The sequence below is a fragment of the Vibrio sp. Y58_MX_L22 genome (assembly GCF_024181865.1).
GTDB lineage: Bacteria > Pseudomonadota > Gammaproteobacteria > Enterobacterales > Vibrionaceae > Vibrio > Vibrio alginolyticus.
In genome coordinates, this window is record NZ_JAMZAN010000012.1 from 51,483 (window position 1) to 67,820 (window position 16,338).

Consider the following 16,338-nt stretch of genomic DNA (forward strand, 5'->3'; position numbering starts at 1 on the left):
TTACGGTTTAGTTTCTTTATGCGGAATGCATTAATCACTGATAGCTATCTCATTTACATCAACCACTTCCACCAGATAAATACAGCCAAGAAGCCAAACAAGTAAATCAGGCCTGCAATCGACAACCACTTTAGTTTAGGTCCAACAGCCAAAGGCTCAGGTAACTCAGTTTTGCTCACTAAGGTGTAATTTAGCAGAGCAAAGAATGGCGTGGTCATAAAGGCGAGGATCATCGCAAAGTTCAGCATAGGCAATAACGCAGAAGCCCAGAAAACCACAATACCCAATGCAAGTAAGGAGACTACCAGCATGATCGCTGAAGTGGTTTTAGGGTTAGTGTCTGGTTGCGAGCGCAGTAGGCGTTGAGAATCCGAAATAACGCGCGAGTAGCCATCAATAACGGTAATCGTGCTGCCAAAGATACAGAAAAACGCAATTACCGCGATCAAGTAACGAGACCATTCGCCAATCGTTGCCGCATATAAGCCAACCAATTGGTGGGAGAAGCCAACGCCAGAGCTTTCAAGCGCAACGCCAGATCCATAAAGCATCAAAGAGCCTAGCGATACAAAGATAATGGCAAGAAACGCCGTGCCAATATAACCGACATTAAAGTCAAATAGAGCAGAGCGGTATGTTACTTCTTGCTGGCTTGATTGGCGTTTTAGCCATGCTGAGGTTAAACAGGAGATCTCTATCGGTGCAGGCATCCACCCCATTGTCACGACGATAAAACCAATAGCCGCAATAGACCAAGGTGACGGCGGCTCGAAGTTGGCCACTTGTTCAACAGGGTTACCAAAGGCTATAGAAACAGCGAGTAAAGTCGCGATAGTTAACACCGACATGATCACTTTAGATAGCGTATCGAGCGCTTTGTAATGGCCAGCAAATAATATGATCAGGCAGGTGACAATCACAATGATGCTGAGTGATGCCATTGATAGTGAAAACGGAATGAAGTAGCCCAGCAAGCTAGCGCTAAACATCAACAAAGCGGCGGTATTGATGACGGCCGATACCACGCTCAGAAATAGAAATAGCCATAGATAAGGCCGACCTAATTTCGCGTAGCCCTCAACCAAGGTCAGCCCTGTCCCCATGGTGTACTGTACGCCCGCTCGGAAAAAAGGGTATTTAAACAGGTTTACGAGCAGAATCAGTGCAGCCAATTGCCAACCATAAATCGCACCAGCCTTGGTTGATGCCACGAGGTGAGAGCCACCGACCGCAGCAGATGCCATTAATATGCCGGGGCCTAGCGAACGAAAAAATAAGGAAAGTTTGGATTGGGGTTTATCTATAACGGCGGAGTCCATTGCTTATTGTCCTTTTTATCTTATGTATCTTTCTAAAGAGATACATACCGCAGTACATGACAAGCTGAGCGCTCGCCCTATACTGCGCAACGGTAATGTCTTTTAAATGCTGTGTTTTGGTGTATTTATTTTAAGTATTCTTTGCGAATACCATGCTGTGTGCATCTAGCACTCTATTCAGTTATGCGTCTTGTTGTCAAACTAAATTTACAACGTGCTATTTTTAGTTTTTATGCTAAAGGATTGACTTTGTTTTATTGGGTTGAACTTTTCTTCAGAATCCTGCATCTGGGTGCTATTTGGGTATATAATCGCGGCGTTTTTATTTTGTAGAGATCTCCCATGGCAATGCTTGAATATACCCCTCCCACCGACCCTTGGGTTGATATCGTTTTTGAGGATGACGACATTCTGGCAGTGAATAAGCCATCAGGGCTGCTGTCTGTCCCTGGTCGCCTTGCAGAGCATTACGACAGCATGTGGAGCCGCCTCAAAGAGTTGCATCCAGAAATTCAAGTTGTGCATCGCTTGGATATGTCGACATCAGGGTTGATGCTGCTGGCGAAAAACAAACCCGCGGAGCGAGCATTAAAAAAGCAGTTCCAATATCGCCTCACTCACAAGGTGTATTACGCACGTGTTTGGGGGCATGTTGAGTCGCAAGAAGGGAATATTGATCTTCCATTAATTTGTGATTGGCCAAATCGTCCACGACAAAAAGTATGTTTTGACGACGGCAAACCATCTCAAACTTTATTCCAAGTAGTGAAGCGTGAAGTGCACCCTGATGGCACCCATACGACCGTTGTGCGACTACTGCCCATTACTGGTCGATCGCATCAGTTACGCGTGCATTTGATGGCGATTGGTCATGCGATTGTGGGTGATGAGTTTTATGCAAGCGAAGAGGCGTATCAGTTTTCAGAACGTTTAGAGTTGCACGCTGCGGAGCTAAGTTTTTATCATCCAGCTACGGATCAGCTGAGCAGTATTTTTGTACCCTGTGACTTTTATTCTGAAGCCGAGGCGATGATCTTTAACTATTTTTCGCCAGAGCGTACATTGCCTGATTATAAAACGTTGCCACACCCTTAATGCCAATTGCACTCAACAGCGGTTCTTTCTAGTTCGCTATTTTTGGCTATTTCGTTACTGTGGTTGATGTATCCTGTCTTTCAGCCGTGAACAAGGAGTTGTTATGTCTTTGCCAAGCATCGTATTTTTAGATCGAGCGACCATCCCAGAACATATTGAGATCCCACGACCTGGCTTTCCGCACCACTGGCGTGAGTACGACCTAACTGCGCCTGGGCAGGTAATAGAAAGGTTAGCAGATGCCGATATCGTGATTAGCAATAAAGTCCTGCTTGACCAACATGTATTAGAGCAACTACCAAAATTACGGATGATCGCGGTTGCCGCAACTGGTTTTAACAACGTCGATGTGAACTACTGTGCTAATCATGATATTGCGGTTGCTAATGTACGTGGTTACGCGACGCGTTCGGTGCCCGAGCACGTGATGGCAATGTTATTCGCTTTAAGACGGAATTTATTTGGGTACCACCAAGATATTGCCGCAGGTGAGTGGCAGCGTAACCAGCAGTTTTGTTTTTTTACTCACCCAATCGGGGATATTGGTGGTAGCACGTTAGGTGTTGTTGGTAGTGGGGCACTAGGGCAAGCGACGGCGAATCTGGCTCAAGCGTTAGGAATGACCGTGTTGTTTTCTGAGCGTAAAGGGGCGGCAGAATGTAGACAAGGTTATGTGTCGTTTGAGGAAGTATTAAAACGCTCCGATGCGCTGACTTTGCATTGCCCGCTCAACGATCATACTCAGAATTTAATTGGTCAAGCAGAGTTGAAACAAATGAAGTCCAACGCCATTTTGATTAATACAGGGCGTGGAGGTTTGGTGGATGAGAGCGCACTGGTGGATGCCTTAAAACAGCAAGAAATTGCAGCGGCTGGTTTTGATGTTTTTACACAAGAACCGGCTGATGAGAGCAATCCGCTGATTGCCAATATGAGTTTACCTAATTTGTTATTGACACCGCATGTTGCATGGGGCAGCGACTCATCTATCCAACGTTTAGCGGAAATCCTGATTGAGAACATTAACGCTTTCGAGCGCGGAGACCGCGTTAATCGCTTAGTGTAACGCTGACTGTAAAACCAAAGATAAAAAAAGCAGACATTTACGTCTGCTTTTTGCGTTTAAATCGAATGCTCATTGCGTGAGCCCTCGAATTAAAACTCTTCTTCGTTTAGACCTTTAAGGAGCTGAAAGATTTCGCGGTACGCTTTTGCTGGTTTCCCAGATTTTTTCTCTTTCGCTGCTTGGCGAGCAAGTTGGCGTAGACGCTGACGATCCGCTTCTGGGTACATTTCCATTACGTCATCAATGGCTTTGTCACCTTCTTCCACTACGCGATCACGCAACGCTTCAAGTTTGTGGAATACCGCCGTTAATTGAGAGTGCTTATTACGAATTTTATCCAGTGCGGCTTGGATTGGCTCTGGATCTTCGTAACGCATCAATTTACCAATACGTTGTAATTGGCGACGACGCGCTTCATTTTTAAAACGTTGCGCGTCAGCAATTGCTTCTCGCAAATCTTCACTCAATGGAAACTTTTCTAGAACTGAAGGTTTGAGGCCGACAAGCTCCTCACCTAGCTTTTGCAGTTCTTCCATGTCTCGCTTCATCTCGGATTTACTTACCCAGATGATCTCTTCTTCTGGTTCCCATGGCGCTTTTTGATTCTTACGTGCCATTTCAGTTGCCTGTGTTTTGATTAATATTATGACTATTTTAACAAGAATCATGGGGAGAAAGCGAAATTCTTGTTATCCTATTGTTCATCAAAGACAAGATGTGAAAGACAATGGATATTAAACAGCAGGTTGCTGAGCAACGTACCGAGCTAGAGCAAGCCGTCGCAAGAGCCTTAAAGCTTGCATCGGCAAAATCTGACGCCGCCGAAGTCGCAATTACTAAAAGCACTGGTTTAAGTGTTTCAACTCGTATGGGTGAAGTAGAGAATGTCGAGTTCAACAGCGATGGTGCGCTGGGCATTACCGTTTACCGAGGTCAACGCAAAGGCAGTGCTTCCACGTCTGATTTAAGTGAAGCGGCAATCGAGCAAACCGTTATAGCGGCGCTAGATATTGCACATTACACATCTGAAGACCCATTTGCAGGCCCTGCAACAAAAGAATACATGGTGCAAGAGATCCCTGAGCTTGATCTTTTCCACCCTGACGCACCCGATCCAGACTATGCTGCCAATGTGGCGATTGCAGCAGAAAAAGAGGCGCTAAGTTATGACAGTGCAATCAAGCAAAGTGATGGCGCGAGTTATGATAGTCATTACGGCGTGAAAGTGTATGGCAATAGCCATGGCTTATTAGCTAGTTATGCGTCTAGCCGCCATAGTACTAGCTGTTGTGTAATTGGCGTTGGTCAAAACGGCGAGATGGAACGTGATTACAGCTACACCGTGGCACGTCATCGTGATGACTTATGGACCCCAGAAACGGTGGGTCGTAAGGCGGCAGAGAATACGGTTAACCGCTTAGATGCGCAGCGTCTAAAAACTGGTCAATACCCAATCATGTTTGCGTCTGATGTTGCGACAGGCTTGATTGGCCATCTCGTTATGGCGATTAGCGGTGGTAACCTGTACCGAAAATCTTCTTTCTTACTTGACCATCTAGGCAAACAAGTGCTTCCTGAATGGTTCAATATCTCAGAACGTCCGCATGTATTGCGTGGTTTGGCATCAAGTCCATTCGATAGTGAAGGTGTGTACACTCAAGACCGTGAGATCATTACCGACGGTGTGCTAGCAACTTATCTGTTAACCAGTTATGCCGCACGTAAAATGAAGATGACGCCGACAGGTCACGCTGGTGGGATTCATAACTGGTACGTGAAGTCGACAGGCCAAAACTTCGAACAAATGCTTAAAGAGCTCGGTACTGGTCTTCTAGTGACAGAAGTCATGGGACAAGGTGTGAACGTGGTAACGGGGGATTACTCTCGCGGTGCCGCAGGCTTCTGGGTTGAGAACGGCGAGATCCAATACCCAGTATCAGAAATTACCATCGCAGGTAATCTAAAAGACATGTTCACCAAGATTGTAGCGGTTGGTAGTGATATTGAAACGCGCTCACAAATCCAAACAGGCTCTATCCTACTGGATACCATGAAAGTGGCGGGTGAATAAGCTTTTCTAGCAATTCAGAATCAAAAAAGCCTGATGTGTTCATCAGGCTTTTTCGTTTTTTCTGTTAGGTAATCAGTATTGTGGCAAGCCCTAAGAAGACAGATAAACCAATCACATCCGTCACCGTTGTTAATGCCATACCACCAGCTAAAGCAGGATCGATGTTCATTTTTTTCAATAGGATTGGAATCGTTACTCCGGCAATACCTGCGACCAATAAGTTGGTCAGCATGGCGGCGGAAATGATTCCTCCGAGCATCCAGTTACCTTTCCAAGCAATAACAATACCACCAATAATCAGCGCCCACATGATACCGTTGAGTAAGCCGATCGAGGCTTCTTTCATTAACAGTTCGCGTTTGTTTGAGTCACCGATATGACCAAGAGCAAGACCACGAATCACTAGTGCGACGGTTTGGTTACCAGCGACACCACCCATGGACGGAACAATCGTCATCAATACCGCAATGGCCGCCATTTGATCTAATGTGGCCTCAAACATATTAGAAACGGAAGCAGCAGCAAGGGCGGCTAATACGTTAGCGCCAAGCCAGATACTGCGTTTGCGAGCTGATTTTACAACAGGCGCGAAAGTATCTTCGTCATCGTCCATACCCGCCATACTCATCATCGAGTGTTCCGCGTCTTCACGAATAACGTCAACCACGTCATCGATGGTGATACGACCGACCAAATGCAAGTTTTCATCAACAACAGGTGCAGATACCCAATTACGGCGTTCGAACAGACTCGCAACATCTGAGTCGCTAGTATCGACGGTGATGGCCTCGTCCGCGTCTTCCATTACATCAATGATTTTTACGTCTGGCTGAGTGGTAATAAGCGTCGTGATCGGCAGTTCACCGATGAGCTTACTCTCTTCATCGATCACATACAGGGCATCCGTAGCTTCTGGAAGCTCGCCTTTCATACGTAGATAACGCAAAACTACGTCCACATCGACGTCACCACGAATTGTGATGACGTCGGTGTTCATCAGTCCACCCGCAGTGTCTTCTGGGTAGGATAGGGCGGTTTCGACCCGTAGACGGTCAGAGGAGTCCATTTGCGACAGGACTTCGCGTGACAGGTTGTCAGGCAAGCTACGCAGTACGTAAGCCACGTCATCGGTATCCATGCCTTCTGTCGCTTCTGCAAGCGCTTCTGGTGCCATTTTGGATACGAGGCTGTCTTTGACGTCTTCGTTCAGCTCGTCAAGGATTTCACCATAATCTTCAGGGTCGGTGAGTTGCCAAAGAACTTCACGGCTCTTACGTGGGGAGGCTTCTAAAAGGTGAGCGATATCCTCAGGTTCCATGTCCTGTAATTGACGACGAACATGGACGAAGCGGCCATTTTCTAGCGCTTCTGTGACTTCTTGGAGGGCTTGGTGAGCTTGGTCGAATTCAATTTGCTCTGCCATTCATTCCTCCCAATTCCTGATATTTACAATGCGTTGAATAATAACTTAATTCTAGGCGCCTTTTAATAACAACTTATGATACTAAGCAAATTTATTTATTAGGTCAGGGAAGAGAAAGATAATGGGAGGTAAGAAAAAAGCGAGTAAACTACTCGCCTTCATCAAATTTATCTTCGATCAAGTGGCAAACGGCATCCAGTGCTTCTTCCGCTTGCCCACCCGTTGCGTGGATCGTGACGTATTGTCCTTGAGCGGACTCTAGCATTAACAGGCCCATTACGCTGTCTGCTGTGGCGGTTTTGTCTTCTTCATTGTCGATGGTGATGACCGCTTCAAAGCTCTGTGCCAGTTCGACCAGTTTGACTGCTGCACGAGCATGTAAGCCAAGGCGGTTTTGAATCAATACTTTACGACTTAACTCCACGGCTACTCCTTAGCGTTTTTCTCTAGTGAGGTATGGCGAATTTGTACTTGGTGTCCTTTGTTGGCGAAGTATTCACCGATTTGCTGAGTTAAGTACACCGAGCGGTGCTTACCACCAGTACAACCGATTGCAACGGTCAGGTAGCTGCGGTTGTTTTTCTCAAGCAGAGGTAACCAATTCTCTATAAAACTTTCAATTTGATATTTCAAACTTAACACCGATTGGTGTTGCTCTAAAAATGCGGCGATAGGAGCATCCAGACCTGTAAGCGGGCGTAGTGCTGGTTCCCAATGTGGGTTAGGTAAGAAGCGAACGTCGAATACGTAATCGGCATCGGAAGGCAGGCCGTATTTAAAACCAAAAGACTCAAATACCATAACGAGCCCTTTGCGATCTCTGCCTTCAACGCGCATACGCACGGTTTCACTCAATTCATGCAAAGACTGCCCACTACTATTTAGGACCAGATCTGCATGCGCTTTGAGTGGCGTCAAAATTTGCTTCTCACGCTCGATGGCTTGATCGAGCGAGAGGGAGGTGCCACCTAAAGATAACGGGTGAATTCGGCGTGTTTCACTGTAGCGTTTGAGTAGCGTTTCTTTATTAGCGTCCAAGAAAAGCACGGTCACATCAAGCTCAGTTTTTAACTGTTCTAGTGTACTCGTCAGTTCTTTTAGCTTTTTAGGAATATTGCGAATATCAATGCTGACTGCAACATTCTGTTTGCTGTCAGCAACAGAATGAACAAATGCGTCTAGCAAGTTAACTGGCAGGTTATCAACACAGTAGTAACCTAAGTCTTCCAGTACACGAAGCGCAATACTTTTACCGGCACCTGAGTGCCCGCTAACAACGATTAGTCGCATGGAGTTAGTCCTGCTTATTGGTGAATCATGATGTCGTAAAGTTCTTCATCACTCTGAGCATTACGCAGTAGTTTTAATACTTGCTTATCGCTCAGACGTTCTGCCATAGAGGATAGAGTCTTGAGGTGCTCTTTGCACTGTTCTTCTGGTACAAGGAGCGCAAAAAGAAGATCGACAGGTCGATTGTCAATCGCATCAAATTCGATTGCTTCATCACATTGCAGTAAGACAGCAATGGCCTTGTCGCTTGATTGCATTCTCGCGTGAGGGATCGCAATACCGTTTCCGATACCGGTACTGCCCATTTTTTCTCTATTGAGCATGCATTCGAACAGCTCGGTAGAATCTTGGCCCGTTTGATCAGCCACGATACGGCTGATCATTTCAAGGGCGCGTTTTTTACTCGTGCAGTGGACCGCACTTTTGGTGCAGTCCAATGACAGTATTTCGCTCAGTTGCATGATTAATGACTGTTTAGTTTTTCTTTGTGCTTATTAAGTTGGCGAACCAATTTATCTACCAGCGAATCGATCGCGGCATACATATTTTCGTCATCGGCTGATGCGTGGATTTCGCCTTGATTTATGTGAAGCGTAGCTTCCGCGATTTGAGTAATTTTTTCAACTTTTAGTACAACATGCACTTGATTGATGTGGTCGAAGAACCTTTCGAGCTTCTGAAACTTAGAATTTACATAGTCTTGCATTGAATCGGTAAGATCAACGTGATGGCCTTGAATATTGATTTGCATAGACTTTCCTTTTCAGTTAGTGCCTTATAATAGGCGTTTACGCTGACTTGAAGGGGCAATTCCCAAGGATTCGCGATATTTGGCTATCGTACGTCTTGCGACCTGAATCCCTTGGTCAGCCAGAAGAGCAGCAATCTTGCTATCACTCAGTGGTTTGGCAGTATTCTCTGCTGCGACCAGTTTTTTAATGAGTGCACGAATTGCTGTTGACGAACATTCTCCGCCGTTGTCAGTACTAACATGGCTAGAGAAGAAGTACTTCAATTCAAAAATACCACGTGGTGTATGCATAAATTTTTGCGTTGTTACACGAGAAATCGTGGATTCATGCATGTCCACAGCCAAAGCGACATCATTGAGCACCATTGGCTTCATGGCTTCCTCACCATACTCGAAGAAATCTTGTTGATGTTCAACAATACATCTTGCAACTTTGAGTAGCGTCTCGTTTCTACTCTCTAAGCTCTTAATTAACCATTTGGCCTCTTGCAAATTGCTGCGGATGTACTGGCTATCCGCGCTATTACCTTTGCCTAATTGAGCATATTGTTGATTTACTTTTAATTTTGGCACGCTATCCGGGTTTATAGAAACGGTCCATTTGCCATTGTCTTTAAAAACGGATACGTCTGGAATTACGTACTCGGTATCATCAGGAGTGATGCGACTACCTGGACGAGGATCTAACTGTTGGATAAGCTTTAAGACTTCACGAAGATCGGCTTCTTTCAGCTTAGTCTCTTTGATGACGAGCTTGTAGTCTCGGTTGCCTAGGTGATCAATATGATCCGCAAGTATCATTTTGGCTTCAGCAAGCCACGGCGTGTCTTCTGGGAAGGTCGTCAGTTGCAGTAACAAACATTCTTGTAAGTTACGCGATGCAACGCCAAGAGGATCGAATTGTTGAATGCGTTTACGAACAGCTTCTACTTCGTCTAACTCTATCTCTTCATTATCGAAGCTCTCATGAATCTCTTCAGGCGACAAAGTTAAATAGCCGTAGTCGTCAACAGCGTCAATAATCGCTAATGCAATCGTGCGGTCGGTTTCACTGAATGGTGTTAGGTCAAGCTGCCACATGAGGTAATCATGTAATGATTCAGTGGTTTCGCCCTGGTAGACGGGCATATCATCATCAAGAGCTAAGCCAGTGCTACCAGTATTCGCGCTGTAGACGTCATCCCAAGTCGTGTCGATTTCAAGTTCAGAGCTAATTTCTGATTTCTCTATCACATCGGAGCTATCTGGAACGTCAATTTCTGTTGGTTCGCTAGCACTGTTGCTATCAGCAGCCTCGACCGCTGACTTATCTTCACCGTTTGCTAGAGGCTCGTCTTGGCCTTCTTCAACTTCCAATAATGGGTTTGAGTCCAACGCTTCTTGGATTTCTTGTTGAAGATCGAGTGTCGACAATTGCAATAAGCGAATCGCTTGCTGCAACTGTGGCGTCATGGCTAACTGCTGACCTAGCTTGAGTTGTAATGAAGGTTTCATTCAGTGTTACTTACCTTGTAATGCTCAGAATCTTACCGTTCCTAATATAATCATAGACGGAATTGTTCGCCGAGATAAACTTGTTTCACCTGTTCATTATTGAGAACTTCTGCCGGAGTTCCCGATGCAATTAGGTGCCCTTGGCTCACGATATAGGCTTTTTCACATACGTCCAGTGTTTCACGTACATTATGGTCAGTGATTAACACTCCGAGACCACGATCGCGCAGATGCTCAATGATTTTCTTGATGTCATTAACCGAAATTGGGTCAACACCAGCGAAAGGTTCATCCAATAAAATGAACTGAGGGTTAGCCGCTAAAGCTCGAGCGATTTCCACCCTGCGTCGTTCACCCCCTGATAGTGCCATACCAGCACTGGTTCTGATGTGCTGGATGTGGAATTCTTCCAACAAATCTTCCAGTTTATCTTGGCGCTCTTCCCTCGTCATTTCTTGACGAGTTTCAAGTACGGCCATGATGTTATCTTCTACTGAAAGCTTACGGAAAATCGACGCTTCTTGCGGAAGATAGCCAATGCCAAGGCGTGAACGGCTATGCATCGGTAAAATACTGATGTCATTGTCGTCAATGGTAATGGTGCCCTCATCACGAGGTACTAAGCCGACAATCATGTAAAACGAGGTGGTTTTACCCGCACCGTTTGGACCGAGTAGCCCAACAATCTGACCAGATTCAACTTCTAAGCTAACATCAGTGACGACTTTGCGTTTTTTGTAGCTTTTCGCCAAGTTTTTCGCACTCAGTACTGCCATATTAGTTCTCTATCTGATTGGGTTGCAAAATGGTCGTAACGCGCTCTTCCTTAGAGCTATCTGCGACTAGCTTTTGTTTACCAATTTGGTAACGAATCGAAGAACCTTTGATGGTGTTGTTGTCTTGTGCCAGCTGCGCTTGACCTTTCATGGTCAGTTCGTCTGTAGAAATACGGTAATCCAACTCCGTAGCTTGACCACTAAGTGTTTTACCATCGTCCATCAGCTGAGAAAACTTCGCAGGTTTACCAAATGCTTGAATCTGTTTAATTGCTTCGGTTTTAGGATCGCGAGTTACCACGATTCTATCAGCATCGATATTGATGCTCCCTTGCTTAAGAGATACATCGCCTTCAAAAACAACCTGGTTACTCTTCATATCAACCTGTTGGGTGTCAGAGTTTATGTAAACCGGCTGTTGAGTATCCGACTTGAGTGCCAGCGCTTGAGGCGCCGCCAATACCAGTGCCAGTAGGCTAAGGTGTAACGGTTTCATATCGACCTTGAACTTCATCTGTCAGAGTCGCAGTATGCTGTTTTAGGTTACCTTGCATTGCGCCTCCAGTAGTTTCAAATTGTGGTCCAACCAACATTACTTGTTGGTCAGCTTTAAAATCACGATTGGTTAGATTAATGACCAATTTGTCTGTTGCCATGGTATCAAAACTCGCACCAGGCAGAAGATTTTGCATTAAGACTTTGTCATATAAAGTCAAAACTTGGTCTTCATCTAACACTGCTCTTGTGGCAGTCACCTTCCATTCAATGACGCTTCCTTCACGGTAAACCATCAAAGTCGGGTTATTAAAAATAGTATCTCCACTCTTAGCATAATGGTCTAAGTTAGTGGAGCGAATGATGTAACTGCGGACACCATCTTCACCGTAGGTGATGTTTTCTAATCCAGAACCACTGAACATGGGCAGTTCAGAATCTGGTGCTACTTGAATTGCGTCGTTGCCTTTAGGGGTTAGTAGGTAATAACCGCACCACGCTACAACGAAGATCAAGAGCAAATAAATAAGGCGAGTAAAACTCATATAATGAAGGCCTATCGTTTAGCTCAGTACTTCCCTGACCATTGCCTTTATTCGTCTAATAAATGATTTAAATGTTTGTGCTGATATTACATCACGCCAGCTTTTAGTAAATCGTGCATGTTCAGTGCACCCACAATTTTTTCGTCTTTACATAAAATCAGAGCGTTAATGTTTTTATTCTGCATCAAGTTCAAACCTTCAACCGCCAGCATATCAGGGTGTGCTGTGGTTGGGTTTGTCGTCATGACCTCGCCAATTGCCGTCGTATGAATATCGATACGCTTGTCTAAGGTACGACGTAAATCACCATCGGTGAATATACCAAGCATAGCATCGTGCTCATCGACGATGGCTGTCATGCCTAACCCCTTTTCTGAAATTTCAAGCAGGGCATCGCGAATTAATGCGTCAGGAGAAACTTTAGGTAACGCTTCTCCAAAGTGCATAATATCAGACAACTTAAGTAGCAGTTTTCTCCCCAGTGCACCACCTGGGTGAGATAGGGCAAAATCTTCGGCAGAAAAACCACGAGCTTGAAGCAGAGCTACGGCTAATGCATCTCCCATCACTAATGTGGCAGTCGTACTGCTAGTTGGCGCCAGGCCTAACGGACAAGCTTCTTGAGGTACCGTAATTTGCAGGTGTAAGTCAGACAGCTTGGCCATATTTGATTCTGGCTTACCTGTCATGCTGATGATCTTAATATTCAGGCGCTTTAATACTGGAAATAGAGACAGAATTTCGTTTGATTCACCAGAGTTAGAAATTGCCAGCACAATGTCACCAGGGCTAATCATACCCAAGTCACCATGTGCGGCTTCGCCTGGATGAACGAAAAACGCCGAAGTCCCAGTGCTTGCCAGAGTGGCGGCAATCTTGTTACCAATATGGCCTGACTTGCCAATACCCATAACGACAACTTTGCCGTTGTTGGAAAGGATAAGTTCACACGCTTTTTCAAATTGATCATCAAAGTAGGTATCTAGCTCTTGCAGAGCAGCAACTTCGATATCAAGAACTTGTTTAGCAGCAGCGCGAAAATCAAATTGATTGGACATATCAGATCTCTACTTATTGATCGTGGTAATTAAGCGGTCATGTTTGCGAATAAGTACACTTGGTAACCTAAGAAGCACACAAACAAGATGGCACCTTCAATACGGTTAATACTGCGTGATTTACCCAAACACATCGCGACAAGTAACAATGAAACGCCTAACATGACCCAGAAGTCACGTCCCATCGCGTACTCACTGAGCACCGATGGATTAATGATGCCAGGAATCCCCATTACCGCCAGAATGTTAAACACATTCGAACCGATAATGTTACCGACAGCCATGTCGTCTTCACCCTTTAAAACTCCGGCAAGTGATGCGGCCAGTTCAGGCAGGCTAGTGCCAATGGCGATAATAGTTAGACCGATAACAAGGTCGCTCATACCAAAGTGTTTAGCAATAATTACCGCGTTATCAACCAGCATGCTGGCTGCCAAAGGAAGCAGTATCAAGCCAATAACCACCCACATGATTGCTTTAGGGTTACTGACGCCTTCAGGGATCTCTGACTCTTGGTCATCAAGAAAAACATCACCTGATTTTTGCTCTTTGCGGCTGATTTGCAACATAGCAAATAAAAATGCCCCAAAGAGTACAAACAATAAGACACCCTCATAAAAACCGAGATGGCTATTCCAAAGCAGAATACCAGCGAGTACGGTTACGGCTATCATGAGTGGAAGTTCTCGGCGGATGACGGCGGAGCTAATCGACAAAGGCTTGATCAGCGCTGTAATACCTAGGATTAACGCAATGTTCGCTATGTTTGAGCCTAATACGTTACCCACCGCTGTATCTGTTTTACCATCCCAAGCAGCGGTTGCAGATACCATCATCTCAGGGGCAGATGAGCCCATCGCAAGGATTGTCATGCCGATGACAAGCGGGGAAATACCGACGTTGCGGGCTATCGCTGCAGAGCCAAAAACAAGTTTATCTGCACTCCAAACAAGCAAAACAAGACCGACTATAAGCAACGCAACGGCTTCGAGCATGAGAATTCCTAAGTATTAAATAAGTAAAATGAATAACCGCTAATTTTGACCTTTTGCGGCCTAAAATGGAAGATAAACGAAGAATAAATTAAAGGTTAGTAACGAAAATGTATGTAAATCTCACTCATTTAAATGAGCAATTCTGGTCTAGGATTTAAACACTTCGTGCTAATTAGGTCATAAACCATGAGAAATTGCAGGGATATAGTCGACTTTATTTAATTGAACAGTGCTTTAAATTCAACGCCAATGTGCTTATGATTGCAGCCTAATAAATGTACCGACGTTACTTTATTAAACGTAGAATTCAACTCCGATGAGTATCTGCTTGATGATTCCGTGAGTTGCAACGCTCCTACAGTAGAAGAGATGATATGTCGAACAACGATTTAGTCACCGTGAACAACCTCACTTTTTCACGGGGAGAACGCATGATCTTTGATGATATTGATCTGCATGTTCCTGAGGGCAAAGTGACGGCCATTATGGGACCATCGGGAATTGGTAAAACAACACTGCTGCGTTTGATTGGTGGTCAGTTGTATCCCGAGCAAGGAGAGATCTGGTTTGATGGCGACAATATTCCCTCTCTCTCGCGTAAAAAACTCTACCATGCTCGAAAGAAAATGAGCATGTTGTTCCAGTCAGGGGCTTTATTCACTGATTTGAATGTTTTTGATAATGTCGCCTTTCCATTGAGAGAGCATACCGATTTATCGGAAGATTTGATTCGCACCATGGTGTTACTCAAGCTCGAAGCTGTCGGTCTGCGCGGCGCGGCGCAATTAATGCCGAGTGAGCTTTCAGGTGGTATGGCAAGACGCGCTGCTTTGGCTCGTGCAATCGCACTTGATCCTGACCTGATCATGTACGATGAGCCGTTTGTGGGGCAAGACCCAATCACTATGGGCGTTTTGGTTGAGCTAATTAGCAATCTAAACCAAGCGTTAGGTTTGACCTCTATTGTGGTTTCTCACGACGTACCTGAAGTCATGAGTATTGCTGACTGGGTATACCTGATGGCCGATGGAAAAATCATCGCCTATGGTACGCCAGAAGAGCTGACTCAAAACTCTGATCCTCGTGTCCAGCAGTTCTTACAAGGTGATGCCGACGGTCCTGTACCGTTTCGTTTCCCTTCTCAAAGTATCGAAAAGGACTTATTTGATGGTCGATAACTTCATTCACTTTGTCGCCTCGCTGGGTCGACGCACGCTTTCTATTTGCGGAGCATTTGGTCGTGCGACTTTCATGTTGATTGGGGCGCTATTTTCTAAGCCACAACCGATCAGAAGCTTTCCTCTGCTTGTTAAGCAACTTTATTCTGTTGGTGTTCAGTCGCTGGCGATCATCGTCGTATCTGGTCTGTTCATTGGAATGGTTTTGAGTCTACAAGGCTATGTTGTGTTGGTGGATTACGGCGCAGAAGGCAGTTTGGGGCAAATGGTAGCGCTTTCGTTACTCCGTGAATTAGGACCCGTTGTTACTGCACTTTTGTTTGCTGGTCGTGCCGGTTCTGCGTTAACCGCAGAGATAGGTCTAATGAAAGCAACGGAACAACTGTCTAGCCTTGAAATGATGGCGGTAGACCCATTGAAACGAGTGATTGCACCACGGTTTTGGGCTGGGGTTATCTCAATGCCTTTACTGGCTATGATTTTCATGGCTGTGGGAATTTGGGGCGCTCAGCTTGTTGGTGTTGACTGGAAAGGCGTTGATCACGGCAGTTTTTGGTCAGCGATGCAGTCCTCTGTTGAGCTAGGGCAAGACATTGGTAACAGTATGATCAAATGTTTTGCGTTTGCAATTACGGTTACTTGGGTCGCTCTATTTAACGGTTATGATGCTATTCCAACATCGGAAGGGATCAGCCGAGCAACTACGCGCACTGTTGTGCATTCTTCTTTAGCAGTACTAGGATTAGACTTTGTACTGACCGCATTGATGTTTGGGAATTAAT

The 16,338-nt window shown here is 45.3% G+C and carries 18 protein-coding genes; 5 read left to right on the forward strand and 13 right to left on the reverse strand.

Annotation, left to right across the window (positions count from 1 at the left end; genetic code table 11):
• Window positions 1–53: 53 nt before the first annotated feature.
• Window positions 54–1,319: an NRAMP family divalent metal transporter gene (locus NL626_RS20360; protein WP_005381130.1), complete on the reverse strand. Its 1,266-nt coding sequence runs from the start codon at window positions 1,317–1,319 to the stop codon at window positions 54–56.
• 342 nt (window positions 1,320–1,661) lie between these two features.
• On the opposite strand from NL626_RS20360, the gene NL626_RS20365 reads away from it, so the two are divergent.
• Both NL626_RS20365 and NL626_RS20370 read left to right on the forward strand, forming a co-directional pair.
• A complete protein-coding gene (locus tag NL626_RS20365; RefSeq protein ID WP_005381128.1) occupies window positions 1,662–2,414 on the forward strand; it encodes a pseudouridine synthase in 753 nt (250 codons plus the stop codon).
• Window positions 2,415–2,517: 103 nt separating this feature from the next.
• Window positions 2,518–3,480, forward strand: a complete 963-nt coding sequence (locus NL626_RS20370; protein WP_064354322.1) for a D-2-hydroxyacid dehydrogenase — start codon at window positions 2,518–2,520, stop codon at window positions 3,478–3,480.
• An 89-nt stretch (window positions 3,481–3,569) separates the two neighbouring features.
• On the opposite strand, the gene yjgA is transcribed toward NL626_RS20370, so the two are convergent.
• Window positions 3,570–4,097, reverse strand: a complete 528-nt coding sequence (gene yjgA, locus NL626_RS20375) for a ribosome biogenesis factor YjgA (RefSeq protein WP_033907410.1) — start codon at window positions 4,095–4,097, stop codon at window positions 3,570–3,572.
• A 110-nt stretch (window positions 4,098–4,207) separates the two neighbouring features.
• Here yjgA and pmbA point away from each other — a divergent pair, with 110 nt between their 5' ends.
• Complete coding sequence (gene pmbA / locus NL626_RS20380; protein WP_253657688.1) at window positions 4,208–5,551, forward strand: metalloprotease PmbA; 1,344 nt, start codon at window positions 4,208–4,210, stop codon at window positions 5,549–5,551.
• Window positions 5,552–5,615: 64 nt separating this feature from the next.
• Here pmbA and mgtE read toward each other — a convergent pair whose 3' ends face one another.
• From mgtE to NL626_RS20435, 11 genes are all read right to left on the reverse strand, one after another.
• On the reverse strand, window positions 5,616–6,974 hold the full coding sequence (mgtE, locus tag NL626_RS20385) for a magnesium transporter (RefSeq protein WP_253657689.1): 1,359 nt from the start codon (window positions 6,972–6,974) through the stop codon (window positions 5,616–5,618).
• Window positions 6,975–7,122: 148 nt separating this feature from the next.
• Window positions 7,123–7,398, reverse strand: a complete 276-nt coding sequence (locus NL626_RS20390) for an HPr family phosphocarrier protein (protein WP_005381120.1) — start codon at window positions 7,396–7,398, stop codon at window positions 7,123–7,125.
• Between the two features lie 2 nt (window positions 7,399–7,400).
• Entirely contained in the window at window positions 7,401–8,264 is an 864-nt protein-coding gene (rapZ, locus tag NL626_RS20395) for an RNase adapter RapZ (RefSeq protein ID WP_005381118.1), read from the reverse strand.
• Between the two features lie 14 nt (window positions 8,265–8,278).
• Window positions 8,279–8,725, reverse strand: a complete 447-nt coding sequence (ptsN, locus tag NL626_RS20400) for a PTS IIA-like nitrogen regulatory protein PtsN (protein WP_005381116.1) — start codon at window positions 8,723–8,725, stop codon at window positions 8,279–8,281.
• A gap of 2 nt (window positions 8,726–8,727) precedes the next feature.
• Window positions 8,728–9,015 (reverse strand): ribosome hibernation promoting factor, encoded by a 288-nt coding sequence (gene hpf, locus NL626_RS20405; RefSeq protein WP_005381114.1) that lies wholly within the window; start codon window positions 9,013–9,015, stop codon window positions 8,728–8,730.
• A gap of 24 nt (window positions 9,016–9,039) precedes the next feature.
• Window positions 9,040–10,509 carry an RNA polymerase factor sigma-54 gene (locus NL626_RS20410; protein WP_005381112.1) on the reverse strand — a complete coding sequence of 490 codons (1,470 nt, stop codon included), beginning with the start codon at window positions 10,507–10,509 and terminating at the stop codon, window positions 9,040–9,042.
• Window positions 10,510–10,559: 50 nt separating this feature from the next.
• A complete protein-coding gene (gene lptB / locus NL626_RS20415; RefSeq protein ID WP_005381111.1) occupies window positions 10,560–11,285 on the reverse strand; it encodes an LPS export ABC transporter ATP-binding protein in 726 nt (241 codons plus the stop codon).
• Between the two features lies 1 nt (window position 11,286).
• Entirely contained in the window at window positions 11,287–11,781 is a 495-nt protein-coding gene (gene lptA / locus NL626_RS20420) for a lipopolysaccharide transport periplasmic protein LptA (protein ID WP_005381109.1), read from the reverse strand.
• The gene (gene lptC / locus NL626_RS20425; RefSeq protein WP_005381106.1) at window positions 11,762–12,325 is read right to left on the reverse strand and encodes an LPS export ABC transporter periplasmic protein LptC; all 564 of its coding nucleotides are present in this window, start codon (window positions 12,323–12,325) and stop codon (window positions 11,762–11,764) included. The genes lptA and lptC overlap by 20 nt, the downstream gene beginning before the upstream one ends.
• Before the next feature lie 86 nt (window positions 12,326–12,411).
• A complete protein-coding gene (kdsD, locus tag NL626_RS20430; RefSeq protein ID WP_005381104.1) occupies window positions 12,412–13,383 on the reverse strand; it encodes an arabinose-5-phosphate isomerase KdsD in 972 nt (323 codons plus the stop codon).
• Between the two features lie 29 nt (window positions 13,384–13,412).
• Window positions 13,413–14,378: a calcium/sodium antiporter gene (locus tag NL626_RS20435; RefSeq protein WP_005381102.1), complete on the reverse strand. Its 966-nt coding sequence runs from the start codon at window positions 14,376–14,378 to the stop codon at window positions 13,413–13,415.
• A 374-nt stretch (window positions 14,379–14,752) separates the two neighbouring features.
• Here NL626_RS20435 and mlaF point away from each other — a divergent pair, with 374 nt between their 5' ends.
• Both mlaF and mlaE read left to right on the forward strand, forming a co-directional pair.
• Window positions 14,753–15,556: a phospholipid ABC transporter ATP-binding protein MlaF gene (gene mlaF / locus NL626_RS20440; protein ID WP_005388422.1), complete on the forward strand. Its 804-nt coding sequence runs from the start codon at window positions 14,753–14,755 to the stop codon at window positions 15,554–15,556.
• Window positions 15,546–16,337, forward strand: a complete 792-nt coding sequence (gene mlaE, locus NL626_RS20445; protein ID WP_005381100.1) for a lipid asymmetry maintenance ABC transporter permease subunit MlaE — start codon at window positions 15,546–15,548, stop codon at window positions 16,335–16,337. The genes mlaF and mlaE overlap by 11 nt, the downstream gene beginning before the upstream one ends.
• The last annotated feature ends 1 nt before the right edge of the window (window position 16,338 follow it).